At 63.9% G+C, this 23,707-nt stretch carries 28 protein-coding genes and 1 tRNA gene; 12 read left to right on the plus strand and 17 right to left on the minus strand.

Going from position 1 to position 23,707, the window contains the following annotated elements:
• The first annotated feature begins 49 nt into the window (after positions 1 to 49).
• Entirely contained in the window at positions 50 to 1,237 is a 1,188-nt protein-coding gene (locus NO877_RS08595) for a M50 family metallopeptidase (RefSeq protein WP_256395923.1), read from the plus strand.
• Positions 1,238 to 1,264: 27 nt separating this feature from the next.
• On the opposite strand, the gene NO877_RS08600 is transcribed toward NO877_RS08595, so the two are convergent.
• Together NO877_RS08600 and NO877_RS08605 are read right to left on the minus strand one after the other, a co-directional pair.
• A complete protein-coding gene (locus NO877_RS08600) occupies positions 1,265 to 1,936 on the minus strand; it encodes an ArsR/SmtB family transcription factor (protein WP_256395924.1) in 672 nt (223 codons plus the stop codon).
• 586 nt (positions 1,937 to 2,522) lie between these two features.
• Positions 2,523 to 2,595 (minus strand) — tRNA-His (locus NO877_RS08605).
• A 156-nt stretch (positions 2,596 to 2,751) separates the two neighbouring features.
• On the opposite strand from NO877_RS08605, the gene NO877_RS08610 reads away from it, so the two are divergent.
• Positions 2,752 to 3,210 (plus strand): DUF5814 domain-containing protein, encoded by a 459-nt coding sequence (locus NO877_RS08610; protein ID WP_256395925.1) that lies wholly within the window; start codon positions 2,752 to 2,754, stop codon positions 3,208 to 3,210.
• Between the two features lie 17 nt (positions 3,211 to 3,227).
• Here NO877_RS08610 and NO877_RS08615 read toward each other — a convergent pair whose 3' ends face one another.
• From NO877_RS08615 to NO877_RS08625, 3 genes are all read right to left on the minus strand, one after another.
• Positions 3,228 to 3,632, minus strand: a complete 405-nt coding sequence (locus tag NO877_RS08615) for a DUF8146 domain-containing protein (RefSeq protein WP_256395926.1) — start codon at positions 3,630 to 3,632, stop codon at positions 3,228 to 3,230.
• 117 nt (positions 3,633 to 3,749) lie between these two features.
• Complete coding sequence (locus NO877_RS08620; RefSeq protein ID WP_256395927.1) at positions 3,750 to 4,385, minus strand: RPA family protein; 636 nt, start codon at positions 4,383 to 4,385, stop codon at positions 3,750 to 3,752.
• Positions 4,382 to 5,314, minus strand: a complete 933-nt coding sequence (locus tag NO877_RS08625; RefSeq protein ID WP_256395928.1) for a replication factor A — start codon at positions 5,312 to 5,314, stop codon at positions 4,382 to 4,384. Before NO877_RS08625 ends, NO877_RS08620 begins: the two co-directional genes overlap by 4 nt.
• Positions 5,315 to 5,512: 198 nt before the next feature.
• Here NO877_RS08625 and NO877_RS08630 point away from each other — a divergent pair, with 198 nt between their 5' ends.
• A complete protein-coding gene (locus tag NO877_RS08630; RefSeq protein ID WP_256395929.1) occupies positions 5,513 to 5,827 on the plus strand; it encodes a DUF7091 family protein in 315 nt (104 codons plus the stop codon).
• Here NO877_RS08630 and NO877_RS08635 read toward each other — a convergent pair whose 3' ends face one another.
• Together NO877_RS08635 and NO877_RS08640 are read right to left on the minus strand one after the other, a co-directional pair.
• Positions 5,828 to 6,346 (minus strand): Tfx family DNA-binding protein, encoded by a 519-nt coding sequence (locus NO877_RS08635; protein ID WP_256395930.1) that lies wholly within the window; start codon positions 6,344 to 6,346, stop codon positions 5,828 to 5,830.
• Between the two features lie 78 nt (positions 6,347 to 6,424).
• On the minus strand, positions 6,425 to 6,901 hold the full coding sequence (locus NO877_RS08640; RefSeq protein ID WP_256395931.1) for a TRAM domain-containing protein: 477 nt from the start codon (positions 6,899 to 6,901) through the stop codon (positions 6,425 to 6,427).
• A gap of 88 nt (positions 6,902 to 6,989) precedes the next feature.
• Here NO877_RS08640 and NO877_RS08645 point away from each other — a divergent pair, with 88 nt between their 5' ends.
• A complete protein-coding gene (locus NO877_RS08645; RefSeq protein ID WP_256395932.1) occupies positions 6,990 to 7,667 on the plus strand; it encodes a hypothetical protein in 678 nt (225 codons plus the stop codon).
• A gap of 60 nt (positions 7,668 to 7,727) precedes the next feature.
• Complete coding sequence (locus tag NO877_RS08650) at positions 7,728 to 8,087, plus strand: response regulator (protein ID WP_256395933.1); 360 nt, start codon at positions 7,728 to 7,730, stop codon at positions 8,085 to 8,087.
• Positions 8,088 to 8,143: 56 nt separating this feature from the next.
• On the opposite strand, the gene NO877_RS08655 is transcribed toward NO877_RS08650, so the two are convergent.
• A complete protein-coding gene (locus NO877_RS08655; RefSeq protein ID WP_256395934.1) occupies positions 8,144 to 8,491 on the minus strand; it encodes a metal-binding protein in 348 nt (115 codons plus the stop codon).
• An 87-nt stretch (positions 8,492 to 8,578) separates the two neighbouring features.
• Here NO877_RS08655 and NO877_RS08660 point away from each other — a divergent pair, with 87 nt between their 5' ends.
• From NO877_RS08660 to NO877_RS08670, 3 genes are all read left to right on the plus strand, one after another.
• Positions 8,579 to 9,709: a tRNA (guanine(26)-N(2))-dimethyltransferase gene (locus NO877_RS08660; RefSeq protein WP_256395935.1), complete on the plus strand. Its 1,131-nt coding sequence runs from the start codon at positions 8,579 to 8,581 to the stop codon at positions 9,707 to 9,709.
• A gap of 109 nt (positions 9,710 to 9,818) precedes the next feature.
• The gene (locus NO877_RS08665; protein WP_256396247.1) at positions 9,819 to 11,171 is read left to right on the plus strand and encodes a YihY/virulence factor BrkB family protein; all 1,353 of its coding nucleotides are present in this window, start codon (positions 9,819 to 9,821) and stop codon (positions 11,169 to 11,171) included.
• 53 nt (positions 11,172 to 11,224) lie between these two features.
• On the plus strand, positions 11,225 to 12,148 hold the full coding sequence (locus NO877_RS08670; protein ID WP_256395936.1) for a phosphatase PAP2 family protein: 924 nt from the start codon (positions 11,225 to 11,227) through the stop codon (positions 12,146 to 12,148).
• Here the strand turns inward: NO877_RS08670 and glnA are convergent.
• Positions 12,145 to 13,515, minus strand: a complete 1,371-nt coding sequence (glnA, locus tag NO877_RS08675) for a type I glutamate--ammonia ligase (protein ID WP_256395937.1) — start codon at positions 13,513 to 13,515, stop codon at positions 12,145 to 12,147. The two genes, NO877_RS08670 and glnA, sit on opposite strands and share 4 nt — an antisense overlap.
• 125 nt (positions 13,516 to 13,640) lie before the next feature.
• Here glnA and lrp point away from each other — a divergent pair, with 125 nt between their 5' ends.
• The 3 genes from lrp to NO877_RS08690 all read left to right on the plus strand — a co-directional run bounded on the left by lrp (position 13,641) and on the right by NO877_RS08690 (position 16,432).
• Positions 13,641 to 14,102 carry an HTH-type transcriptional regulator Lrp gene (gene lrp, locus NO877_RS08680; protein WP_256395938.1) on the plus strand — a complete coding sequence of 154 codons (462 nt, stop codon included), beginning with the start codon at positions 13,641 to 13,643 and terminating at the stop codon, positions 14,100 to 14,102.
• A 114-nt stretch (positions 14,103 to 14,216) separates the two neighbouring features.
• Positions 14,217 to 15,419: a mechanosensitive ion channel family protein gene (locus tag NO877_RS08685; RefSeq protein ID WP_256395939.1), complete on the plus strand. Its 1,203-nt coding sequence runs from the start codon at positions 14,217 to 14,219 to the stop codon at positions 15,417 to 15,419.
• A 95-nt stretch (positions 15,420 to 15,514) separates the two neighbouring features.
• Positions 15,515 to 16,432 (plus strand): cation diffusion facilitator family transporter, encoded by a 918-nt coding sequence (locus NO877_RS08690; protein WP_256395940.1) that lies wholly within the window; start codon positions 15,515 to 15,517, stop codon positions 16,430 to 16,432.
• Here the strand turns inward: NO877_RS08690 and NO877_RS08695 are convergent, their stop codons facing one another.
• From NO877_RS08695 to NO877_RS08715, 5 genes are all read right to left on the minus strand, one after another.
• A complete protein-coding gene (locus NO877_RS08695; protein ID WP_256395941.1) occupies positions 16,433 to 16,795 on the minus strand; it encodes a thioredoxin family protein in 363 nt (120 codons plus the stop codon).
• 53 nt (positions 16,796 to 16,848) lie between these two features.
• A complete protein-coding gene (locus tag NO877_RS08700) occupies positions 16,849 to 17,403 on the minus strand; it encodes a PH domain-containing protein (RefSeq protein WP_256395942.1) in 555 nt (184 codons plus the stop codon).
• Entirely contained in the window at positions 17,400 to 18,086 is a 687-nt protein-coding gene (locus tag NO877_RS08705; protein WP_256395943.1) for a PH domain-containing protein, read from the minus strand. The genes NO877_RS08700 and NO877_RS08705 overlap by 4 nt, the downstream gene beginning before the upstream one ends.
• A gap of 146 nt (positions 18,087 to 18,232) precedes the next feature.
• Positions 18,233 to 19,288: a DUF2092 domain-containing protein gene (locus tag NO877_RS08710; RefSeq protein ID WP_256395944.1), complete on the minus strand. Its 1,056-nt coding sequence runs from the start codon at positions 19,286 to 19,288 to the stop codon at positions 18,233 to 18,235.
• Between the two features lie 86 nt (positions 19,289 to 19,374).
• Positions 19,375 to 20,256, minus strand: a complete 882-nt coding sequence (locus NO877_RS08715; RefSeq protein ID WP_256395945.1) for an alpha/beta hydrolase — start codon at positions 20,254 to 20,256, stop codon at positions 19,375 to 19,377.
• Between the two features lie 85 nt (positions 20,257 to 20,341).
• Here NO877_RS08715 and NO877_RS08720 point away from each other — a divergent pair, with 85 nt between their 5' ends.
• Complete coding sequence (locus tag NO877_RS08720) at positions 20,342 to 20,998, plus strand: helix-turn-helix domain-containing protein (RefSeq protein WP_256395946.1); 657 nt, start codon at positions 20,342 to 20,344, stop codon at positions 20,996 to 20,998.
• Positions 20,999 to 21,037: 39 nt separating this feature from the next.
• Here the strand turns inward: NO877_RS08720 and NO877_RS08725 are convergent, their stop codons facing one another.
• The 3 genes from NO877_RS08725 to NO877_RS08735 form a co-directional block, all read right to left on the minus strand.
• A complete protein-coding gene (locus tag NO877_RS08725) occupies positions 21,038 to 21,469 on the minus strand; it encodes a DUF5518 domain-containing protein (RefSeq protein WP_256395947.1) in 432 nt (143 codons plus the stop codon).
• An 88-nt stretch (positions 21,470 to 21,557) separates the two neighbouring features.
• On the minus strand, positions 21,558 to 22,625 hold the full coding sequence (locus tag NO877_RS08730) for a hemolysin family protein (protein WP_256395948.1): 1,068 nt from the start codon (positions 22,623 to 22,625) through the stop codon (positions 21,558 to 21,560).
• Positions 22,626 to 22,735: 110 nt separating this feature from the next.
• The gene (locus NO877_RS08735) at positions 22,736 to 23,650 is read right to left on the minus strand and encodes a 1,4-dihydroxy-2-naphthoyl-CoA synthase (RefSeq protein WP_256395949.1); all 915 of its coding nucleotides are present in this window, start codon (positions 23,648 to 23,650) and stop codon (positions 22,736 to 22,738) included.
• Positions 23,651 to 23,707: the final 57 nt, after the last annotated feature.

Raw genomic sequence — 23,707 nt, forward strand, 5'->3', positions numbered from 1 at the left:
AACGCAATCGACGACCACATTAATACCGACTCGGCGACTAGTTTCGCGTATGCGTGGCATTCGTCTCGGGAGCGCCTTCGGCATCCCCATCCAGCTCAACTGGACGTTCTTGCTCGTCCTCCCGGTTTTCGCGTGGATCATCGGTTCGGATATCATCACACTGGTCGAACTCGTCAACGGAGTTCTCGGGAGTTCCATCGCAACCGAGCCACTCACCGTCGGCTCGCTGCCGTGGCTGCTCGGCTTTGCGGCCGCAGGCGGGCTGTTTTTCGGCGTCCTCCTCCACGAGTTCGGCCACTCGCTTGTGGCGATGCGCTACGGACTCGAAATCGAGTCGATTACCCTGTGGCTGCTGGGTGGGGTGGCGAGCTTCCGGGAGATGCCCGAAGACTGGCACAAGGAGTTCACGATTGCCATCGCTGGCCCCGTCGTCAGCGTGCTCGTGGGTATCGTCTCCTACATCGCTTTTATACTGACGCCCGCGAGCCTCGGTCCGCTACAGTTCGTCCTCGGCTATCTCGCGGTCATGAACGTCACGCTGGCGGTGTTCAATATGCTGCCGGGGTTCCCGATGGACGGCGGCCGAGTGTTGCGGGCGCTGCTGGCGCGCAAACGCCCCCACGCGCAGGCGACCCAGCTTGCCGCCGAGGTGGGCAAGATCTTCGCCTTCCTGCTCGGCATGGTCGGGCTGTTCGCCTTTAGCCCGCTGTTTATCCTGCTTGCGTTCTTCATCTACATCGCCGCATCGGGCGAGGCCCAGCAGTCGACGGTCAAAGCCGCCTTTCAGGGCGTCACGGTCCGGGACATCATGACGCCGGGCGAGGAGCTCCACGTCGTCGAGGAGGGGACGACGGTGGCGGAACTCCTCGGTCGAATGTTCACCGAGCGACACACGGGGTATCCGGTGGTCGACACCCGCGGCGAGCTCGTCGGGATGGTCACCCTCGACGACGCCCGGACGATCCAGGAGATCGAGCGTGACGCCTACCGGGTCGAAGAGGTGATGGAACGCGACGTGAGAAGCATCACCCCCGATGCGGATGCGATCACCGCCCTGCGGACGATGCAGGAACACGGCGTCGGTCGGCTGCCCGTGGTCGACGAGCGGGGCGACCTGGCGGGAATCATCTCCAGGACGGATCTGATGACTGCGTTCAACGTGATCCAGAGCCGCGGCGACAACAGCTCGCTCATCCAGTCCGGCGGGTCGACAGCCGATCTGCCGTCGATCCGCTAACTGGCGGCACTCAGCCTCGAATGGCGGCTACTGATCGGAGTCTGCGACCGGAAACGCGACCCGAGAGTCCCGCCGACGCAGGAGGATACCTATGACGACGAGCGCGACCACACAGCCGAAAAAGAAGACGACGCCCGGTTCGGTCAGGAACTCGACGAGGCCGCCGCCGGTCGCCCCACTGGCTTCGGTTGCGGCGTCGGTCGTCTCAACGCTCATTGCGCTGGGTCCGGAGGCGGACTCGGCTGCCGACTCCGTGTCGACATACGTCGTCACGAGATACTGGACGAGGAGGCTCGCGAGTCCGAAAATCCCGAGCGCACCGAGCAGCCGCGTGATGGCGTCTTTGAGTCGGTCGGTCGTCGACTCCCGGCCAGCACAGACGACCAACGCCGACTCGGTCGGTGCGTACACCTTCATCTCGGTGCCTTTCTCGGAGTACCAGGTGTCGGCGACAGCGATCAGGTCGGCCTCCGAGAGGTTGTCGAGGTGATACCGGACGTTCTGGACCGTCGTATCGGTCGCCTCGGCGAGTTCGGCCGCCGGACGCGGCTCCTCGTAGAGCAACGAGAGGATGCGGCGGGCGGTCGACGACGAGAGCGTTTTAAAAACCTCGTCGGCGGCCGCCTCCGAGATGGAGATTACGTTCGCACCGTCTTGGGTCGGCTCCACGCGGGATGTCAGCGGCAGGAGGCTCTTCATAGTCGACTTATAAAGAGATTCCAACGATATGGGGAATAGTTTGTGGTGGGTGAAGTCGGCATTTGGGTCGGCTCGCCGAACGCTGTCAGCCGGATATACCGAACAGAGAGCATAGACGAAGACATGAAGAGAAAACCATAACGGTCGCCGGTGTGTCGGTGGATGCTACGTCAGCGGGGGACTGAGTAGCGCAGCGGGGCGGGGACATCCACGCGAAACCCACCAGCGACGTGGGGAGGGCAGACAGACCGAGGGACAACAGCACCGATGGAGGGGAGGGCCGATGGCGCTGGTCCCGGTATCTGCATCTTAAGGCAAGTCTTTGGGATACTAAACGATTCAGCCTAAGTGAGTAGGCAGAGTTATTGTTAGATACCAATCATCATAGCCCAGTTGCGCCGCTCGCGGTCTGGGTTGGTCCACTGTGCTGCAGATGGTCGTTGGTCTCCTGGATGAGTACTCCGAAAGAGTCCAGGAGCGAGAATCGAACCTCGGTCGGTCCGCTCGTATTCACTCGCTTCACTCTCCGCTTCGATTCCCTTCAGACGGAGTTTCAGCTCCTCGCGTGAGTGCTCGTCGCAGAAAGGTCCAGGGGCGAGAATCGAACCCGCGTCTCAGCCTCCACAAGGCTGAAGGATAGTCCACTACCCTACCCCGGACACGCACTCATCGCTACACTACTCGCAAAGAAATACGTTACGACTCGGGGTTCCCCGCGGGGTGGGCTCTCACACCACGCCGGTCGGCGGCCACCAGGCCGACCACACCACCGAACGCGACGTTTTTGAGGCCCCCACCGTTAGGACCGGGTAGCTGTGGCCATCACGGACAAGATCTATGTCAAAAACCACCGACAGCTCGCCTCCCAACTGGAGACGAGCTTTCCCAAGAGTGCCTTCGCGGGAGCAACCCTCGATATGCTGTTTACCGGCGATAGCCTCGCCACCCTCGATTCGACCACCCAGGATCGAGTCCTGGATTTCGCCGAGGACTTCCTGGACTGCGACTGCAAGTCCCACCCCTACTGTGGCTGTGCCGAACGCAAGTTCATCCAGTATCTCCTGGAGCTCCGCGCTCAGGGGTTCGGCCCCGACGCGATCGTCGACGTGATGGGCGACGACTACATGCTGTATGCCTACTCCGGCGACATTCTCTCCTTCCTGGATCAGTCGGTCCGCACCCTCGAAGCCGCCGAGGCACTCGCCAAAACCGAAGCCGGTGTCGACCGAAGCCAGGAGTTCTACGACGCAAAGCGGGAGTTAACCAACGGCTAATCCCGGATAAAATTCGATTACCCGATCTGGAAGGACGGTTCGTCGCGGTCGCCGTCGAGGTCTTCGAGGTAGACCACGTCTTCTTCGTCTTCCTCGTCGACCTGCTCGCGGAGATGATTCACGTACTGTTTGTGTTCTTCCAACTGTTCGCGGAGATGTTCGGCTTCGAGTTCGAGCCGTTCGTGCTCCCGAATGAAGCTCTTGGGCACCTCGACACTCGGTGGGAACTCCTCGGCGTCCTGCCGCTCGCCGAGTTCCGTTTCGGGGACGACTTCGACGCGGCCGTCGTGGTCGACCAGCATATCGACGTAGTCCCGAAACACTGCCGACAGCGAGATGTCCCGATCCTCCGCGATATCACGGAGCGTCTCGAAAGCGTCCTCGTTGACTCGGAACGAGATCGTCTTGTTTTTGTTTCCCATCCCTACAGACCTCTCTACGAGCACCTGCACACGCTGGGTATTTAATTATTTGTCAGACAGCCGGACGTGCGTGCTGAATAAAACGTATATAATTGGTCGACGGGGCGAGACCGACCGTTAGGCCTGCGGATTGCCGTCGGCAGGTGCGTCTGCAGTGTCGTCGGTGGGAACCGAATCCTCACCGTCGAGGCTTTCAAGTGCCGAAGCGACCGTCTCGGCATACGCCGAGGGGTCGTCGCCGTACTGCTCGCGGGCCATACGGGCGTACTCGTTGGCTTCGTCGTCGAAGGCCTCGATCCGGTCGAGCGTTCGCTCGGCGGTCTCGGCGACCCACCGGTCACGGGTGGCGGCGTCGACGGTCGTGATCGATTCCGGTCGTACGGAGACCGTGATCGAGCCGTCGTCGGTCTCGTAGGTTCGGGGTTTGCCGACGACCGAGACGTATGCGGGCGGTTCGAGCTCCCGCAGCGCGCTGGCGGCCTCGGGCTGGTACTGGCCCGCGTAGACGAAGAACGTCCCCGTTGGGTCGACGATTCGACCCTGCCAGTACTCGTTGTCCTCGCCGACGTCGTCGGTCTCGGTCAGCGTGCCGACGAAGAACACGCGGTTGGCTTTTTCGCCGGTCGGCAGCAGGGCGTACACCGGCGCGCGGTCGTCGTCGGACTCCTTGAAGGTGTAGCTGGCGTCGTTGAACTCCGCGGCGAAGGCCCGCTGGGAGACTTCACGCGTCGGCACTGAATCATCTTGGCTCATTGGAGGGACCTCGCTTTCGTCAGCACGGCATCGGTATCTGTCGGACTGTCCAACTGCTCGAACTCGTTGGCCAACACGTACCGCCCCAGCGTCGGTCCGGTCACGCGGTAGTAGCGACCCAGGATATCGGTCCGGATGCCGTCGGCGACGACCGAGGTGTCGAGGGCGTCTTGAGCCTGCTGTTTGGCGTCTTCGAGTCCGATCCCGGTGAGTTCCTCGGTGGCCTCCCGGTTGAAGATCACGTCCTGGACCTCGTGGCCGTCGTCGAGGACGGCCTTGATCCGGAGGTCGAACTCGCCGTCGACCTCGCCGTGTTCCGAACACCGGCCGTTCTGGAGGACGCGCGTACAGCCCTCCTCGGGACACCGCTTGATGAGGCCACTGCCGGACTGGACGTCGACCAGCGCGCCGTCGACAGTGGTCGTGCTGTCGCCGACCTCGACGTCCTCGTCGAGTTCGGTGATCGTCGTCGTCCGGTTGAGCTTGATCGAGTAGTCGCCCTGGTACTCGTCGGTGACGACGTTGCCCAGTTTGTAGCTCGCGCCTTCCTCCAGCTCGTCGAGTTCGGAGGTCTCGAAGGCGACGAATTTAATTCTCCCTGACTCGTCGCCGACGAGCCCGACCTGCGAGATCGAGTCGCTACGCGGCTCCCAGAGGTCGACGACCTTCACGGTCACGTCGACCCACTGTTCGTCCTGATCGATCTCGTCGACGAGAACCGTCTCCGCGCCGCCGCGGCCCAGCTCGTCGCGGTCGATATCTGCCTCGTCGAGCAGGCTGTTGGTGACGGTTCGCCGCGCCTCATCAATGGGGATCTTGTACTCCGAGACCACCTGATCGAGGCGCTGTTCGATCTCATCGGTCTCGACGTCGATATGGTCCGAAAACTGTGCTGCAATCTCGGCTGCGTGGGTCTGCAACTCTGTCATGGGTTCACTGCCTCCGCTCTGTTTTCAATGGGAGACATACGAAGGTTCGTGCCTCATATTATAAAAGCTATCGGGCGGAGAGTGGAAGTAAAACCGCACGACTCCGCGGGGGACTGGGCTGTCGGCACGCCGGGAATGGATCTCGGCAGGGGCGGACCTCCCAACGAACCTATACGGTCGGCGACCGACAGCGACGGTATGGACGAGGGTTTCGAGCAGTTCGTGCGCGACCGCCTCCGGAAGCTCGGGAAGGGGTACGAACGCACACGTCGCGCCTACACCGAGGGGAAAGGTGAGGCCGATGGCTCGCCGGGTGAGGGGTCGCTCCCGGTCGACGAGGCGGGACGGGCCAAACTCGTCTGTCGGCGCTACGCCGAAAAGCGCGCGGTTGAACTCGACTCGGAGGGGAAACCGGCCTGTTTCGATCCGGATCACACTGACTGTGTCGGCTGTGTAGAAGATATCCAGGACGGAGTAATCGAAACGTGGGACGACCCCCGAGGTAGGCAGTGACTACTCGCCGGAGCGGCGGACGCGAACCTCGCCGTCGTCGGTAACACCGACCAACAACTGTTCGTGAACGGCACGACCTTCGACCGCACTGTCGGCCGCCTCACTTATGTGTGTCATCAGCTCCGGAGCAGTGTGGTTGACTTTGACGTCGGCGTCGTCACAGGCGTCGTACACCATCGTTGGCACGTCGAAGAGATCGGTTCCGGCCGGAACATTCACCCTGACGGGCGAGCCGACGGCCTCGGCGAAGGCGATCGTTTCGGTGGCTCTGGTGACGTTCTCCCGGGCGCTGGCCTCGACGTTCGAGACGTTGGCCCGTGAGGTGCCGAGCCGGTCGGCGATATCCCGCTGTCGCATTCCCCGCTCGCGGAGCGCGAGGACCTCTGCCTGCCGACGTGTCAGCACGTTCGTCTCCGCATCGAAGCCAGCGCGTTCGAGCACCGCGTCGACGTCGATTCGGTCGGGGTCAGCCGCATCGGCGGCTGCCCGATCGGTCTCGGTGTCGGTCCCGTCTGTCATAGGCGGCGGTTTGTGGGCGGCGGGGAAAAAGCTACAGTTCCGACTGTCCACCGGGTTCGACTGCCGCCCCTTACGGCGTTAGCCGCCCCAGAAGTTCTCGCGGCTGCCGAGGTGTTCCCGATCGCCGTCGCGCCGGCTCGGGGAGGAATCCTCGTCGTCGACCTCGCCATCGCCGTCGGCGGTGTCGTCGGTTTCTTCGTCCTCGTCGTCTTCCTCGTCCATCGGAAGCCGTTCGACGATCTCGTTGGCTTTGGCGTGGTTCGACAGCACGCGATCGATCCGCACCTTGGCGCGGGCCTCCGGCAGCAGGCCGTCGACGAAGACGATGAAGCCATCGTCGGTCCGGCCGACACCGGCACCGCTTTCGTGCATATCGGTCACGTCGACGACGACTTCCTCGCCGGGTTTGATCGGCTGCTGTTTCAGGTCGCTGATCGGCATGTTGTAGTGTTGGCACCATTCGGCCCCACCACGATCGCCGTAATGCTGACAGCCCATCCCTTGAATCCGCTCGGAGAAGCTGGGGCAGTCATCCGCCAGTGGACAGTTCGGCATATCTCCCCGTAATCAGGGGGTCGTCTAAACGCTTCCGCTGGGTGAGCCGAATCGGGACGCTCTTTGTGATATCTCGCCAAACGTGAGTATGAACCGCTATGCCCCCGAGTTGGCGCTCATCACGGGGGGACTGCTCGGCATCGTCTTCGGCGGCTTCGTCTTGGTTTCGGTCGGCGAGTTCTACTCGGCGGCCCTGATCTGTGTGCTGTTGGGCTACCCGTTTGCCGCCTACGCGATCCACACCGACGACGAACCAACGACGGTACTCCCACCGCGGGCGGTCATTGCAGTCGCTGGCCTTGCGGCAGTCGGCGTCATCGCCGACGTTCTCCGGCTGTTCGCGCCGAGCCTCGAGTCGCTGCTGGTCGGTATCCTCGTCGCACTGGTTGTGTTCCTCCCTGTCGCCGCCTACGCGGCAGGGTACGGCACGCCGCCAGCGTGGCTGGGTTCCCGGCTGGTCGAAGCCGGTGGCACACTGCTGGCGGCGGGGCTGCTGGCGGCAGGACTCGTCAGCGGGGCAGCCGTCCCGGCGTCGACCAGTGCGGTGGCGGTGTTCGTCGCCACGATGTTGTTTGCTGCGCGGTCGACCGGCGTGAGCCCGCGCCGTCGGCGGCTGGTCCCGGTCGGGGGGCTAGTGGTGGCGGCCGGGATCCTTGCTGTCGGCGTCCTCGGCGACGGGCCGCTCGATCCGTGGGTGACGACCGCGCTGGGTGCCGTGTTCGCCCCACTGCTGTATATCGCACTGGCAACCAGTGGTCGCGCCTAACGAGTCGCTACCAGACACAGTATGGATAAGCTCTATATAGATATCCATCCGATTGCCCGTATGGCATTTCGGACGCTTGTCGTCGACGACTCGTCTTTTCAACGGACCGTCGTCTCTGATATTCTCGACGATCGGTTCGATATCATTGACACCGCCGAAAACGGCAAGGAGGCCGTCTCGAAGTTCGAAGAACACGACCCCGACGTGATCACCCTGGATATCGTGATGCCGGAGATGACCGGCATCGAGGCGCTCGAAGAGATCAAGAACCGCTCCCCGGAGACGACCGTCGTCATGTGTACGAGCGTCGAACAGGAAGAAAAAATGCGCGCCGCGGCCAAAGCCGGCGCCGACGGCTACGTGACCAAACCGATCTCCGAGACGAAACTCCTCGACGAGTTCGACTCACTACTCGAGTAGTCGGTGCCGACGATCCGCCCGCGTCCGCCAGCTCGGTCACCGCTGTCTCCCCCTCCTCACATGAACTCGCGAACGTCGGAGTACCACATATCGTGTTCGTCGACCGCCCCGAGACGGTCGGCGATGTCGACCGCCAGCGCGTGCCAACACTGCTGGCCCGGGTCCGCTGGGTCGAGGTTGTACTGGCTGTCCTTGCAGTCACAGCCGCCGTCCTCGACGACGTACTCCTCCTCGTAGCCGACGACCACGGTGAAATCACGGTACCGTTTGACCCGGCGCTCAGAGACGGCCTCGATGGCCCGCTGGCCGCGGTCGCCGTGTGCCGAGAGGATGGCGGTGACGATCTCGGGCTGTAGCTCGCCGGTCTCGGCAAGCGCGTTGCGCCAGTCGTCGATCTCGGCCACAGCGGCCCTACTCACAGGGTCAGTAAAACAGGTTCGATGCGGCTGTGGCTTCGCATCCTTTTTCGGCTCGCTGGTCCCACCCTCGGTATGCAACTTTCCGAAGGCGGCCTCGAAATCGAGGTCGACCAGCCACGCGATGGCACCCGCGAGGGCAGCGGCGACGGCGTCTTTTTCAACCCGACGATGGAGCTCAACCGGGATATCACGGTCGCGGCCCTGCGGGCCTACCAGGAGCGCGAGCCGCGGGTCGACACCTATCTGGATGCGATGGCGGCCTCGGGAATTCGGGGCGTGCGAGCCGCCAACGAGGGCTACTCGGTCACCTGCTGTGATCTCGACAGCGAGGCCGCCGAGCTCGCAGGGGAGAACCTCGCCCGCAACGATCTCAATGGGGAAGTAGAAAACCGGAACGTCAATGCCCTGCTCCACGAGTCGATGTTCGACGTGGTCGACCTCGACCCCTTCGGGACGCCGATCCCCTTTGCCGACGCCGCGTTTGCGACCACCCGCAATATGGTCTGTGTCACCGCGACCGACACCGCCCCGCTCTGTGGAGCCCACCGCAACAGCGGTATCCGAAAGTACAGTACCGTCCCCCAAAATACCGACTACCACCCCGAGATGGGGTTGCGAACGCTGCTATCGGCACTCGTTCGGACGGCCGCCCGCTACGACGTGGCCGCCACGCCGATCTGTTCGCACGTCTCGCGGCACTACGCCCGAACCTACCTCGAACTCGATCACCGGGCAACGTCGGCCGACAGCCTCCTGGAGAACCTCGGCTTCATCCACCACTGCGAGGACTGTCTCGCCCGTCGACACGAGTTCGGTCACTTCCCCGAGTCGGTCCCAGAGGAGTGTCCGGTCTGCGGCAGTAGTCGGACCCTAACGGCGGGGCCGGTGTGGCTCGGCCCGGTCGCCGACAGCGAGTTCACCGAATCGGTTATCGACCACCTAACACCCGAACTCGACGCCGCCGCCCGCGCCGAGCGGCTGTTGTCGACGGTCGCCGAAGAGATCGATACCCCGACTCACTACGACCAACACCGGCTCTGTAAGCAGTGGGGCGTCCCCGCCAATGCGATGGACGAGTTCGTCGACGATCTGCAGGCGGCGGGCTACTCGGCTTCGAAGGCCCACTACAGCGGGACGGCGTTTAAAACGACAGCAACGGTCGGAGAGATCCGCGAGGCGGCCGCACCCGACGCCGATAGCTGATCGCCCCCACTGTTTCGTTGCTGATGGATGCACCCGGTAACAACCACCTACAGACGTTCTATGTGAGTGAAATACCCTCGATACTTTTGGGTAGCTCGCAGTAACGCGTATAATGACCTCCACGCGTTCCCGACTGGCTACAGCGAAGGCCGTCGTCGAGACGGCCCGCGAACAACAGATCACGTTTCTGGCCGCCAGCGTCGCCTACTACGCGTTCGTCTCGCTGTTGCCCGCCCTCCTGTTGTTGTTGGTGCTGGCATCGACGATCGGCGGCGAGGCGTTCGCCGACCGGATCGTCGGCGCGACACAGGAGTTCCTGACGCCAGCGGGCGAAGACGCCATTACCGGCGCACTCGCGGATGCACCGGGTCGTGGCGGGGCCACCGTCGTGGGGGTCGGCGTCCTCGGCTGGAGTACCCTCAAAGTGTTTCGCGCGCTGGATACGGCGTTTCTCACCGTCTACGGGCAGATCGAGTCGGCGAGCTTCGTCGGCCAACTCAAGGATGCGACGGTCGCACTCGTCGGGATCGGCACCGGCGTCGGCGTCATGATCGCGGCGGGAGCCGTGCTGGCGGCGCTCCCGCTGGGGCCTGCCGGGCAGCTCGTGAGCATTCTGGCGCTTCCCGCGGTGCTGACGGTCGCCTTTCTGCCGATCTATCACCGGTTTCCGAACCCGCCGATCCCGTTCCGGGAGGCGCTTCCAGGAGCGGTGTTCGCGGGCGTCGGTTGGACGCTGCTGCAGGCGGGGTTTCAGATCTACGCCGCCGGGGCCGGACAGTACGAGGCCTACGGCGTCGTCGGCGGGATCTTGCTGCTCGTGACGTGGCTGTATCTCGCTGCCGTGATCGTGATTCTCGGAGCCGTCGTGAACGCCGTGCGGGCGGAAAAAACCGTGAGCCGTCCGCCGTTTCCCCCCGAAGCCGACGGCGGCAACGGACCGACGGCGGCGGCAGCCGACCGGCAGTTACAACAGGGCGGCGGCCATGAATCGAGACATATGGCGCGTGAGGGAAGCGAGGCGTCGACCGATGTCGACGCCGAGGAGACGAGTGTTGGCGAGGAGCCGAGCCGAACCGAGCCACAGGGTGCCCCCGATATCAGCGAGATCGACGAGCGGATCGACCAGCTCCGAGCTGAGTTCGACGCCTTCGAGGGCGACGTTCGGGAACGAACGGTCGACAAACCGAGCGTCGAGTCCGAACTCAAACGATACGTCCGGTCGCGGATGCGTCGCGGCCACGCCCGGGGCTGGGGGCCGTATCTCGTCTTGCTGTACGGGGTGGCACTGACACTCGGGGCGTTCTACTACCTCCAGAGCGACTGGGTCGCCATTCTGGCGATGCTCATCATCTTCCTGTCGACGCTCGGTCTCTACGTCATCTTTGTCGTCGTTGGCGTCGGGCTGAACCTGCTGGGCGTCCCCGGCAAAGCCATCGACATGGCTCGGGACCGGCGGAACTGACACCGCAACCGAAACCACACTTCCTTAATCAGTGGCTGCTGTAGCGCCGCTAGATGCTTCCACTCTCCTCCCCGACGGTACTGGTCTCGGCCCCGGAACTGCTGGTGATCGCCTTCGCGTTCATCACGCTGCTGGGTGATGCGTGGTTCGTCCTCGTCGGCCTCTCCGTCCTCTACTGGATCGGCCCACGCTACGTCGACGATGCCAGAACAGTCGCCGCCGTCTGTGTCGGCTTCGCGACGCTCGGCCTCGCCGCAGTGCTGGCATTCAAAAGCGCGACCGCGATCCCCCGGCCAGCGATGACGCCGGTCGACCCGGCTGGCCTCCCCCCGGTGATCGGCTCTTTCGTCGCAGGCGAGATCGAGTCTGACGGCTTTACGTTCCCCAGCGGCCATGCAACCGCCGCGACGGTCGTCTACGGGGGGTTGGGCCTCCTGTTGTCGGTCGGGCGGAAACGGCTCCGGTATCTACTGGCCGCCAGTCTGATCGTCCTGATCAGCCTCTCGCGGGTCGTCCTGGAGGTCCACTATCCACGGGATATCATCGCCGGAATGGTGTTGGGATCGCTGTTGATCGCAGTAGGACTCGCGGTGGGCCGCAGTAACGACCGGTTGCATCCCGACCGGCTCTTCGCACTCGGCGGCGTCGCCTCGGTGGTTGGTCTCGGGGTCGCGTTGCAGGGCGGTCACGCCGAGGAAGTTCTCCAGGCGGCTATCGGGATCGGCACCGCCATCGGCGGGGTCCTCACGTGGCGGGCCTTCGGCGATCGGCTCGTTGCGGCCCCGCCGGTGTCGCTGCCGCTTGCGGTTGTGGGACTCGCCGTCGCTGGCGGGCTGTGGATCGCAGGGTACGCCGGTGTGCTCCCGGCGGTCGGGGCGGTGGCGGCGAGTGCCGCCGCCGTCGGGATCATTCTCCTGTTGCCACTGGCAGCGGAGCGACGCAAAAAAAGCGGGAAAACGGAGACGGTCGAGGCTTAGAACTTTTCGAGGTACTCGTCGAGTTCCCACTGGGAGACGTCGACAAGGTAGTCCTTGAACTCGGCCTTCTTGGCTTCGACGAACTTCGGACCGGCGTGCTCGCCGAGCCCGTTGTAGATGACTTCGTCGTTTTCGAGCGCTTCAACGGCCTCGCCGAGGTTCGTCGGCAGCGTCGAGATGCCGTACTCTTCGCGTTTTTCCTCGTCGAACTCGTAGATGTTCTCGCGGATCGGGTCCGGCGCTTCGAGATCGCGCTCGATGCCGTCCATGCCGGCGGTGAGCAGCGCGGCGATGGCGAGGTACGGGTTACTCGAGGGGTCGGGGAAACGAGCCTCGATTCGGCTGGCCGCCGGGATACGGGCAGCCGGCTTGCGGATGAGCGCCGAGCGATTGCGGTCGGACCATGCAACGTAGACGGGGGCCTCGTAGCCGGGGACGAGGCGTTTGTAGCTGTTGACCGTCGGGTTGGTCACGGCGGTGATCGCCGGTGCGTGGTCGAGGATCCCAGCAAGGAACGAATGAGCCGTGTCGCTGAGGTCGAACTCGTCGCTGCTGTCGTGGAAGGCGTTCTCACCGTCTTCGAACAGCGAGATGTGAGTGTGCATTCCCGAGCCGTTGATTTTCGGCACCGGTTTGGGCATGAACGTCGCATGCAGGTCGTGCTGTGCGGCGACTGCACGGACGACCGTCCGGAACGTTGCCACGTTGTCGGCGGTGGTCAGCGCGTCGTCGTACTCGAAGTTGATCTCGTATTGGCCCTCGGCGACCTCGTGGTGGCTGGCCTCGATCTCGAAGCCCATGTCTTCGAGCGCGAAGATGATGTCACGCCGGACGTCGCTGGCGAGGTCCTTCGGTGCGAGGTCGAAGTAGCCTCCCTGGTCGGCGAACTCGGTGGTCGCGTAACCGTCTTCGTCGTGTTTGAACAGGAAGAACTCCGGTTCCGGGGCGACGTTGACGTCATACCCGTGTTCCTCGGCCCGGTCGATGGCCTGCTGGAGCACATAGCGTGGGTCGCCCTCGAACGGCTCGTTGGTCGAGGTATTGATGATGTCACAGATAAGCCGCGCGGAAGCACTTTCCTCGTCCTGTCTCCACGGGAGCACGGCGAAGGTATCGGGGTCGGGTTTCAGCCGCATATCGGACTCCTGGATGCGCACGAAGCCCTCGATCGACGAGCCGTCGAAGTAGATCCCGTCGGTGAAGGCTTTCTCGGCCTGCCGGGCGGGAACTGAAACGTTCTTTACGACACCGAGGATATCCGTGAACTGTAGTCGAAGGAAGTCGATTCCTTTTTCTTCGATTTCGTCAATAACTGCCTGTTCCTTTTCGGTCAATCCACCATCAGTGGCAACGTTTTCTTCCGTCATGTTATGGACGCTTGGATCATTCGCTGCCAGTATAAAGATCTTGTCGCTTAGTGCAATTACGCCGCGCAAACTGAGAAATTGGATATTCGTAAAATTCTAATGCCCCCGGTGAGTGGACAACTGTAATGACGTACGAAAACTTGGACGCCAAGTTGATCAATGCACTACTCGGAAACGGTCGGGCCAGCCTGCGAAGCCTCGGCGAGGAACTCGACGTGTCGGTGACGACCGTTTCGAATCACCTTCGAGATCTCGAAGCCGAAGGCGTCGTCAACGGCTATACGCCGATCGTCGACTACGACGCGCTGGGCTACGACGTCACCGCCGTCATCCAGCTCAAAGTCGAGGGGAGCTCGTTGCCCGAGATCACAGACCGGCTGCGCCAGCAGAAACAGATGGTCAGCGTCTACGAAGTAACGGGCGACTACGACATCATCGCGATCGGGAAGTTCACCGACACCGATGGGATGAACAGCCAGATCAAGGAGCTGCTGACCGACGTCGACATCCGGGAGTCGAACACGAGCGTCGTGCTCAACGCGGTGACCGAAAACGAACAGTTCGAACTCGATCTCAACGAGGAGTAGAAAGCGGCTCCGCCCGGGTAGACTGATCCTACTGCTCGCGCCGGACGGCGGCACAGCCGACCGGCGTGCGTACTGTATCAGTATTTCTTTTAGGCTATAGTGACTGTCACAGATATGCAGGTTTCCGGGATCGTCACGCGGTTGGAGTCGGTGTTGGGGGAGTTCGTCTCGCCGGAGGTACGGCTTGGGGTCAGTGTTGCGGTCGTGGTGATCGCCTTCGGGGCAGCCGGGTTAGTTATTCCGAGGCTCGTCACGCGAGCCCAGCGGCTGACGGCCGACTGGACCCGACAGAAGTTCGGCGATCGGGTCGCCGAAGTCGTCGAACTGATCGAGGACGTGGTGCCGGTGTCGCTGATCATCACGGTTCTGGTCAGGCTGGTCCAGTTCCTGCTGTTCGTCGGCTCGGTGGTCGCACTGCTCATCGTCTGGGGACTCGTCGACGTGGCGTGGGGACTCGTCGGGCTCCTGGAGACGGCGATTCCGGTCATCACCAAGCTTCTGATCACCGGCGGGCTGGTCATCGCCGCCGGGTTAGTCAACACCCTCCTCCAGGACGTGATCAGCGATTTCACCACCGACACCAGCCACATCTCAGCCCATCAGGAACAGATCCTCACACGGGTCGGGCAGGTCGCACTGTTGGTGGCGCTTTTGGTCGGCGTGCTCACTGTCTGGAACATCCAGATCGGCGGCGTCCTCGTCGGTGCAGGGTTCCTCGGGATCGTCGTCGGGATGGCCGCCCGCCAGACGCTGGGGTCGCTGATCGCGGGGTTCGTCCTCATGTTCTCCCGGCCCTTCGAGATCGGCGACTGGGTCGAAGTCGGCGACAATCAGGGGATCGTCACCCAGATCACGATCATGAACACCCACCTGCGGAACTTCGATGGCGAACACGTCGTCATCCCCAACGATAACGTCAACCAGCAGGCGGTCGTCAACCGGAGCCGCGACGGCAAACTCCGGATCCACGTCGAGGTCGGCGTCGACTACGAGGCCGATCCCACCCGTGCGGCCGAACTCGCCCGCGAGGCCGTCGAGGAGGCGAGCTTCGTCGACGGTAATCCGAACCCCCAGGTGTTCCCGGTGGGCTTCGGCGGCTCGGCGGTCGACCTCGACATCCGGTTTTGGATCTCGCCGCCGACCCCACAGAAACGCTGGCGGGCGACCGCCGAAGTGATCGAGGTCGTCAAAGAGCGCTTCGACACCGAGTCGATCGCCATCCCGTTCCCCCAGCGCACCGTCGGCTACCGAACCGTCGACGAGGACTCGGTTGTCGATCGCGAGGCGAACGTGGGATCGGTCGAGTCGACGGACTAATTAGACGGAGTCGAAAACGCGTGTAGAACTCACAAAGAACCCGCTTTGAGCCGGGAAACCCGAACGCTCAAGTGCCGTTTTCCGCAAGAGAGGCTATGAACGTCGACGACGCCAAACGCCGCTTTTCGCGTGCGTCGTGGGCGAACGTCCTCGGCAACGCGATCAAAATCGTCGCCGAGGGTGCCGCCGGACTCGCCTTTGGCTCAGTCGCCCTCGTTGCCGACGCGGCCCACTCGGTGGCCGATCTGGTCGCCAGCGTCGTCGTCCTCGTCTGGGGCAGCAGTTCCTTCGACCGGCCCGACGACACCCATCCACACGGCCACGCGCGGATCGAACCGCTGACGGCGCTGTTCGTGGGGGCAGTGATCGTCCTTCTGGGCCTGAACCTGCTGTATGAGTCCACACAGGGGATCATCGAGGGCGGTACTGGCGTACGGTTCAGCCCCCTCCTGCTCGGCGCGCTGGCGTTTGCGATGGTCGATATGTACCTGGTCTACTGGTACACCGTTCGGCAAAACGAGGGGGTCGAATCGACGGCGCTGTCGGCACTCGCCGCGGACTGTCTCAACGATCTGTACACGACCGTCGCCGCGATCATCGGCGTGCTGGGCGTCCTCGGCAGCTACCCGATTTTGGACCCGATCGCGGGCTGGCTGGTGAGCCTGCTGGTCGTCTATCAGGGCATCGAGATCGGCCGGGAGAACCTTGATTATCTGGTCGGGGCGGCACCCACTGGAGCCAAACGCGAGGAGATCACCGCCGAAATCAAGTCCCACCCGGATGTCGAAGGCGCACACGACCTGACGGTGTTTTACGACGGGACGGTCCTGGAGGTCGAGGCCCACGTCGAGGTCGACGGCGAGATGACCGTCCGGGAGGCCCACGACGTCGAAAGCGAGCTGGTCGACCGGCTCAGGGCGCTTGAGGAGGTTGGCGACGCCCACATCCATCTCGATCCCTCGGGGCTCGGCGAGTGGAAGGACGCCGCCGAGACCGACCACCGGAGCGACTGATCAGTATCGGTGTGCTTCGACCCATGCCGTGAGGTCGTCGCCGGGGATGAACCCCTCGGCGCGCCGGGCGACGGGCTCGCCGCCGACGAACAGGACGAAAAGCGGGACGCTGCGGACCTCGAAGCGATCGACGAGCGGCGGGTCGTCGCGCGGATTGACGAGGCCGACCGCCACATCGAGCTGTCGGGCGACGTTGCCAAGTACCGGCTCCATACTCGCACAGATCCCACAGCCGTCGGTGTAGAACTCGACGAGCGCGGTCTCGTGGTCGGCGATGAAGCGATCGACCGCGGGCTCGTCGGCGAGGTGGGTCGGGCGGGCTGGCGTCGCGCTGGCGGCCGACGAGTCGGATGTCTCAGTCATGCCAAGAGCTACGAGTGGCTGGTATCTAAGCCGTTCGCCGGGTGGCCGGTCGGCTACTCGCGGGCTGGGGGTCGGTTGTCGAACCGCTCGCGGACCTCACGAACGGCCGACAGCACGGCCTGCCACTGCTCGGGGCTGCCAGGGAGTTCGGGGGCGTCGCCGCGGTCGATCTGGTCGTTGATCGCCTCCTGAACCGAGCCGGGATCGGAGATCCGCCGGAAGTCGATGTCGTCCCCACCGGCGACCTCGACGGTGACGGTGCCGTAGCCGAAGATCGACCCCCGGATCGACTGCTCGTACGCGGTGTTCTGGACTTTCGAGAGGGTGATCCGACGGACCGACAGCCCGAGCACGCCGGTTTTGACCCAGATCGCCCGCGTCGTCACCAGATACGTCGTCCGTTGGATGTAGAGATAGGCCCAGGCAGGCAGCACGGGACCCAGCAGGCCGACCGCGGCCAGCCGTGGATCGATCGTCGCCGCGAGCCAGCCCGCACCAACGAGGATCGCCAGCCCGACGACGACGCTCCCGGCGATCGTCGTCAGCCGCGGGCGACCCTCCCAGACCTCCGTTTCCGACTCGCGAAGCCAGCGCCAGTCGTCGCTCATTGGTCGTCAGTCGGCTCAGTGACCGCAGGTTCGAAGGGATCGGCCTCGCTCGTCTCGCCGTCAGTCGAGGCTCCTGTTCCACTGTCAGTCGCGGCTTCCGGTCGACCGCTGGTCGCCTCGCCATCGAGGGCCTGTCGAATCCCTTGGAGTTCGGTCAGGATCGCTTCGAGGGTGTCGTCGACGTCGCCCTCGTTGTCACGGCCCCCGTCCTCGCGGCGCTCGATCTCTCTGGAAATGAGCTCCTGGATCTCCGCGGGGGTGGGGATGTTTCGGAACTGGAGTTCGACGCCGGAACTCCCGGCGGTGCTGATCTCGACGCTGCCGTACCCCAGTCGGGCACCGATCGCCGTCTGGCTATAGGAGATGTTTTGGACCTTGTCGAAGCCGATCTGTTTGACGTCCCGCGAGAAGATGCCGCGCTTGCGGTAGAGTCCGCGCGTCGTCACGACGTAGTTGGTGTTTTTGAACGAGAGGTAGGCAGCCGCGAGGATCGGGATACCGACGAGGACGAACGAGAGCGGAATCCCGACCACAAGCGCCGAGACGAGGCTGCTTTTGTGTGGCGTGCTCGCCCAGAGGACCTCCTCGCCGTCGTCGAGGGTCAGCCAATCGAGGTCGACGGCCGCGGTTGATTCAGTCTTCGTCTCGGGTACCTGCGGTGTCTGCCCGGTGTCCGAACTCATAGGCGGCTACAGACCGCCAACGGGCAAAATACTGTCGACGGATCATATTCGAATTGAACCGTCCGGCCAGGTGGGCGAACAGTCGAGTCATCGAACGAACGGTCGAGTCGTCCCGCGAGGTGTATATAAAAGGCAGTCCCCGCGTCTCAGCAGCTCACCGAGGCTGCACTGTCGATGAGCGTCTCGCGGTCGAGTTCGCCGCTGAGGGTGTAGCGTACCCCATCGCAGTCCCACGTCAGCGAGCGCATCTCGTCGTACTCCGAGAGCGTGCCCTCGCGGTCGCCGATCTCGACGGTCTCGCCGCTCGCCTCGTAGGCCGTGTTGTTCGTCACCGAGAAGCTCACCCGCTCGTCGTCGGCGGTATAGCTCAGATACGCCGAGCGGCTGTCACCGGCGTCGGTGATCCGGCCCTCGTGGAACTCGAAACGGTCGGGAAGCTTGGGAGCCGACACGTCGTACGGTGTCTCGTCATCAACCGCGGCCAGCGAATCGACCGTCTGTGTTTCCGGCGGCTCGTACTGCTCGACGGTCGCGTCGGCTGGCGGCTCGAATTCGAAGGTCTCGTCGTCGAGGCCCTCGTTGAACGCCACCTCCTCGAAGACCATCGTCGTCGACAGCTGCTGGTCGCCCCGCTCGGTCGTCGTCTCGTATTTCAGCGGGTACCAGAACTCCGTGTCGACCCAGACAGTCGTCGTCCGGTCGGTATCGGTGTCGGTTAGCTCGATGACGTGGACCTCACGGTCGGCAACCGTGTCGGAGCCCTCATACGAGACGTTGCTCTCGTTGAGCGCGTTGGCGATCAGCTCCTCGCTGGCGAAGGCCGCCGACTCGGGCTCATAGCTCACGTTGTACTCGGTGACGGTGTTCTCGCTGGCGTCGTACATGGACATCGTCTCGCCGTCGTTGACCGTCACGTCACCAGCCGACTGCCAGTCGCTGTTGGTTTCGAGGACTTCCTGTCTGGACTGCTCCGGCGGCCGCTCGGCGATCTCCACCACAGTGCGCTGTGTCGAGTTCGGCGTCTCGACGGTCTGGACGCGCTCGCCCTGGATATCCTCGATCTGTTCGTTTCTCTCCTCTAGTTCGTCGGCGATTCGCTCAGGGTCGGGGTCATCGCCGATGGCGGCCGCACAGCCCGCCGTCACCGTCAGGAGGGCGACGAGAAGAACTCCAATCGTCAGTCGCGGCGTCGGTCGTGTCATCAGTTCGATTTATTTCGCTACGAGTCTTATAACGCTGGCCGATAGTTTCCCAGTCAGAAACTTCGAGGGCTACGGAACTTCGGGAGCTACGGATGACATGCGAGCACGCGCTCTCGGCAGTCGAGCAGCGTCGACAGATGATCGCCGTTGAGGGTCGTTAGCTCGCTGTTCGGCAACTGCTGGCTGAGCTGCCGCACGCCCGCGAGCGGGACGTTGCTGTCCTGCTGGCCGTGCCAGAGCCGTACCGAATGGTCGAGCGACCTCGGCTCGAACCCCCACTCTTCGGCGAGCAGTCGGAATTCGGTGGCGACGCCCGGTCGCCGCCCGCCGACGGCCGCGACGAACTCGTCGGCCAGCTGATCGACGACCCGCGCGTCGAAGCTGTCGACCCCTCGATCGGTGTACTGCGAGAGGAATACGGCGGGTGTAACGTGGTCGGCGATCCACGCTTGGAGGCCAAACAGTCCGCCGAACAGCCGCGGGGTCGCGGCGGCCATCGTTGCCAGCAGTCGTTGTGGGGGTGGCGTCTCGCCGACCGACGGCGGCGTCGCCCCAGAGATCACGTCGACGCTCCGCACGCGATCGGGGTGGGTCGCCGCGATCGCCAGCGCGTGGGGGCCGCCGCCCGAAAAGCCGATCACGCCTGCCCTGTCGACGCCAGCGTCGTCCAGGACCGCCGCGACAACCGCGCCGATGTCGACGAGCGACCGTTCGGGCCACGCTTCGGAGTCGCCGTACCCCGGTCGGTCGACGGCGAGCAGCCGGACCCCCTGCTCGGCGGCCGCCGGGGCGAACAGCCCACCCACTCGGCGGCTGCCGGGCGTCCCATGCAGGAGGATGGCGGGTCGACCCGCCGGATCGCCGTAGGCGGCGTAGGCAACGGTTCGCCCCGCGACCGACACATCCACCGAATCGACTGGCCACTCGATGTCCGCCTCGACCGAGCCGGTCGTCGCTGTCTCTGCCATTACCTGTCCACTCACACGCCGGATAGAATATTATTACTCCGTACTCATGCGGTGCTTTATATACTATGGGCGGGCGAACGCAGCTATGAAGCAGGTGACGTTCACCGCGCGCTATCCCCTGGAGCTTGCTCATCCGATGCACCGGGCGCTGATCGAAAGCGAGCAGCTGTCGCGGGTGGAGCTACTGCTGTGGGGGCCGACCGAGGCGGTGACGACGCTGTGTTGGTACGACGGGCCGAAGGCGGCGGTTCGGGAGCTCCTGGAGGCCGTCGGCTCCATCGAGCGGTCGGCGCTGGTGGCGGCCGATGGTGGCACCTACGGCTTTCTCTCCCAACGCGAGTACGAACTCGCCGCCTCGGTCCTGGAGCTCGTCAGCGAGGCCGAACTGATCTTCCTCCCGCCGGTCACGTTTCTCGACAGCGGGCGGGTTCGGTTCCAGGCGGTCGGCGAGGGACCAGCACTCAGCGAGTTCTACGCCGCACTCGGCGAGGTCATCGAGACGGGCATCGAGCGCGTCCGGCCGTTCCGTCGTGGGTCGGTCGGCCGTGGCGGATCGACCGGGCGGCTCACCGACCGCCAGCGTGAGGCCCTGGCGGCGGCCGTTGAGGTCGGCTACTACGAGGTGCCGCGGACCGGCGACACCGAAGCGGTGGCGGCCGAACTCGACTGTGAGCCGAGTACGGCGGGTGAACTCCTCCGGAAGGCCGAAGCGGCGGTGGTAATCGATTCGGTTACCTCGTGAGTACGTAGTGAGCGCCGATGGAGCGATACAATAGAGCGGCTAGGTAGACTCGGCTGATGGGCGCTTTCGGACGGTTCTCACACCCACCAGCGTTCCCAGAAACCCCTGTAGTGTCGCGGCTCCAACGGCGATCAGAAGCACTAACAGTGGTGGGACGATTTCCATCGCTGTCGTCACCACCGACTGACTCGAACCGATCTCACTGGTGAGCAGCTCGAACGCAGCTGCATACTCCCACAGCGATAGAATCCCGCCGATGATTCCAGCACGAGTCCCGACACGAATCGCCCGTTTCGATTGGTGGCGGTAGTAGTAGCCAACACAGATCCCCGCAGCAAACACAGGTACCGATGTCAAAGACGGTGCATACCTGTAGAACCCGATAGAAAACGGCATTGCGGCACCGCCAGCGAGAACCGCTAGCAGCCAGACGGAGTCAGCGAGCACCGACAACCTCGCCGAGCGCGTCATACCGATTTGTTGTCGGTATTCGTCATGAATCCGTCGACAGCCGACCCAAGGCGATTGATACGCTCACCGGAACCGCCTGACAGCGGCGTCAGTCGAGTTCCTCGGGGTCGGTGTGGTCGAGCGGATCTTCGATATCGCCGATGATCGCCTCCGCGAGGTCGGTGACGGTCACCAGTCCGACGACGTCGCCGTCCTCGACGACGAGCGCCAGCTCCTGGCGTTCGGCCTGGAACTGATCGATCGCGTCGCTCACGTCGGTATCCGGCGAGAGCGTCATCGTCGGGGCCGCCAGTTCGGTGAAGTCGACGTCGCCAGCGGCCAGCTCCTCGCGGTGGGTGAACAGCGCCGGGCTGTAGACGACGCCCAGGAACTCCGTGAGATCCTTCCCAACCAGCGGATACCGCGTGTGTGGATGGGCTTCCAGTGTTTCGAGGTTCGATTCGGGGTCGGCCTCGGTCGAGAGGGCGACGATCTCCTCGCGGGGGCACATTACTTCCCGAACCGACTGCTCGCCGATCGTCAGGGCGTTGAGCACTTCCTCTTGGCGGTCACCCGCGACGTTCCCCTCTTCGAGGACCGATCCGAGCCGGTTGCGGAGGTCGGCCCGGCTCTCGATGACCTCCTGTTCGGTTTCGGTCCAGGACTGTGTCATCTCGATCCCGAACAGGCCGAGGGTCCATTTCGCCACCGAGTCGCCGACCCAGATCGCCGGGGCGAGGATCTTGGCGAACCAGTAGAGCGGTCGCGCCCCGTACTGAGCGACCTGTTTGGAGCGTTCGACACCGAGATATGTCGGCGTCTGCTCGCCGTGTGTGAGGTGGACCAGATTGATGATGAGGAAGCCAAGCAGGGAACCAGCCCCGATCGAGGCGAGGGTGGTGTTTACGAACAGCGGCTCGAACAGCGCCGCCAGTCCGGGTTCGGCGACGATCCCCAGGGCGATGCTCGTCCCGGAGATCCAGACCTGGCAGGTCGTCAGATAGAACTCCAGGTCGGTGGTCATCTCCCAGGCGAGTTCGAGGCCGGGGGTGTCGAACTCCGATTCGGGGTACTGTCTGAGGCGGGTCAGCGCGAACTCGATCGCGACAAAGTAGGCATTGACGCCGATAAGCACGATCCCACCGAGAATCCGTAACCCGATCTCAAGCGGTTCCATCGCCCTCTCGTACTGCTGGCCGATAAAAAACAGTTTTCAAACAGCTCGACCGCTCCCGGCCACTCCGGGAGACGACGTTCAGAAACCGCTGGCGGCGAGTCGGCCTGTGTTCAGTAGTGCCATGGGAACTGCCGGAAGTCGGGCTCCCGGCCCTCCAGGAAGGCGTCCCGACCCTCGGCGGCCTCGTCGGTCATGTAGGCCAGCCGCGTCGCCTCGCCCGCAAACACCTGCTGGCCGACCAGCCCGTCGTCGGTCGCGTTGAAGGCGAACTTCAACATTCGCATCGCGGTCGGGCTCTTCTGGGTCATCTCGTCGGCCCACTCCAAGGCCACGTCTTCGAGCTCTTCGTGGGCGATCGCCTCGTTGGCCATCCCCATGTCGACGGCTTCCTCCGCCGAGTAGGTCTTCCCGCGGAAGAAGACCTCGCGGGCCTTCTTCTGGCCGACCTGCTTGGCGAGATAGGCAGAGCCAAAGCCGCCATCGAAGGAGGCCACATCCGGGTCGGTCTGGAGGAACTTGGCGTGCTCGTCGGAGGCCAGCGTCAGATCACAGATCACATGGAGGGAATGGCCGCCGCCGACCGCCCAGCCCGGGACGACCGCCACGACGGGTTTGGGCATGGTTCGGATGAGCCGTTGGACCTCCAGGATGTGGAGCCGACCCGCTTTGGCCTCCCGAACGGCGGGATCATCGTCGGCGGCCGCGGCGTCGTCGGCGCGGTACTCGTAGCCCGACTCGCCCCGTACGGACTGGTCGCCGCCCGAGCAGAAGGCCCAGCCGCCGTCCTTTTCCGATGGGCCGTTGCCGGTCAGCAGGACACAGCCAATCGAGGCCTGCTTGCGGGCGTGATCGAGCGCGGTGTACAGTTCGTCGACCGTTCCCGGGCGGAAGGCATTGCGGACCTCGGGGCGGTCGAAGGCGATGCGAACGGCGGGGACGTCGGCCCCGCGGTGGTAGGTGATATCGTCGAAGTCGAAGGCCGCGACCGGCTCCCAGCGGTCGGGGTCGAACAGTTCCGAAACCATACGGGGACGAGAGCCGGAGCGAATAAAAAGCCAGCCGAACGGTCGGGGCGACCAGCA

This window comes from Halohasta litorea (assembly GCF_024494645.1).
In the GTDB taxonomy this organism is placed as follows: Archaea; Halobacteriota; Halobacteria; order Halobacteriales; family Haloferacaceae; genus Halohasta; species Halohasta litorea.

Excerpts from the sequence above, each read along its gene's own strand:
- NO877_RS08595 (WP_256395923.1), top strand. The coding sequence starts at position 50 with ATGCGTGGCATTCGTCTCGGGAGCGCCTTCGGCATCCCCATCCAGCTC.
- NO877_RS08600 (WP_256395924.1), bottom strand. The coding sequence starts at position 1,936 with ATGAAGAGCCTCCTGCCGCTGACATCCCGCGTGGAGCCGACCCAAGAC.
- NO877_RS08615 (WP_256395926.1), bottom strand. The coding sequence starts at position 3,632 with ATGGGAAACAAAAACAAGACGATCTCGTTCCGAGTCAACGAGGACGCT.
- NO877_RS08620 (WP_256395927.1), bottom strand. The coding sequence starts at position 4,385 with ATGAGCCAAGATGATTCAGTGCCGACGCGTGAAGTCTCCCAGCGGGCC.
- NO877_RS08625 (WP_256395928.1), bottom strand. The coding sequence starts at position 5,314 with ATGACAGAGTTGCAGACCCACGCAGCCGAGATTGCAGCACAGTTTTCG.
- NO877_RS08630 (WP_256395929.1), top strand. The coding sequence starts at position 5,513 with ATGGACGAGGGTTTCGAGCAGTTCGTGCGCGACCGCCTCCGGAAGCTC.
- NO877_RS08635 (WP_256395930.1), bottom strand. The coding sequence starts at position 6,346 with ATGACAGACGGGACCGACACCGAGACCGATCGGGCAGCCGCCGATGCG.
- NO877_RS08640 (WP_256395931.1), bottom strand. The coding sequence starts at position 6,901 with ATGCCGAACTGTCCACTGGCGGATGACTGCCCCAGCTTCTCCGAGCGG.
- NO877_RS08645 (WP_256395932.1), top strand. The coding sequence starts at position 6,990 with ATGAACCGCTATGCCCCCGAGTTGGCGCTCATCACGGGGGGACTGCTC.
- NO877_RS08650 (WP_256395933.1), top strand. The coding sequence starts at position 7,728 with ATGGCATTTCGGACGCTTGTCGTCGACGACTCGTCTTTTCAACGGACC.
- NO877_RS08660 (WP_256395935.1), top strand. The coding sequence starts at position 8,579 with ATGCAACTTTCCGAAGGCGGCCTCGAAATCGAGGTCGACCAGCCACGC.
- NO877_RS08670 (WP_256395936.1), top strand. The coding sequence starts at position 11,225 with ATGCTTCCACTCTCCTCCCCGACGGTACTGGTCTCGGCCCCGGAACTG.
- glnA (WP_256395937.1), bottom strand. The coding sequence starts at position 13,515 with ATGACGGAAGAAAACGTTGCCACTGATGGTGGATTGACCGAAAAGGAA.
- lrp (WP_256395938.1), top strand. The coding sequence starts at position 13,641 with ATGACGTACGAAAACTTGGACGCCAAGTTGATCAATGCACTACTCGGA.
- NO877_RS08685 (WP_256395939.1), top strand. The coding sequence starts at position 14,217 with ATGCAGGTTTCCGGGATCGTCACGCGGTTGGAGTCGGTGTTGGGGGAG.
- NO877_RS08690 (WP_256395940.1), top strand. The coding sequence starts at position 15,515 with ATGAACGTCGACGACGCCAAACGCCGCTTTTCGCGTGCGTCGTGGGCG.
- NO877_RS08695 (WP_256395941.1), bottom strand. The coding sequence starts at position 16,795 with ATGACTGAGACATCCGACTCGTCGGCCGCCAGCGCGACGCCAGCCCGC.
- NO877_RS08700 (WP_256395942.1), bottom strand. The coding sequence starts at position 17,403 with ATGAGCGACGACTGGCGCTGGCTTCGCGAGTCGGAAACGGAGGTCTGG.
- NO877_RS08705 (WP_256395943.1), bottom strand. The coding sequence starts at position 18,086 with ATGAGTTCGGACACCGGGCAGACACCGCAGGTACCCGAGACGAAGACT.
- NO877_RS08710 (WP_256395944.1), bottom strand. The coding sequence starts at position 19,288 with ATGACACGACCGACGCCGCGACTGACGATTGGAGTTCTTCTCGTCGCC.
- NO877_RS08715 (WP_256395945.1), bottom strand. The coding sequence starts at position 20,256 with ATGGCAGAGACAGCGACGACCGGCTCGGTCGAGGCGGACATCGAGTGG.
- NO877_RS08720 (WP_256395946.1), top strand. The coding sequence starts at position 20,342 with ATGAAGCAGGTGACGTTCACCGCGCGCTATCCCCTGGAGCTTGCTCAT.
- NO877_RS08725 (WP_256395947.1), bottom strand. The coding sequence starts at position 21,469 with ATGACGCGCTCGGCGAGGTTGTCGGTGCTCGCTGACTCCGTCTGGCTG.
- NO877_RS08730 (WP_256395948.1), bottom strand. The coding sequence starts at position 22,625 with ATGGAACCGCTTGAGATCGGGTTACGGATTCTCGGTGGGATCGTGCTT.
- NO877_RS08735 (WP_256395949.1), bottom strand. The coding sequence starts at position 23,650 with ATGGTTTCGGAACTGTTCGACCCCGACCGCTGGGAGCCGGTCGCGGCC.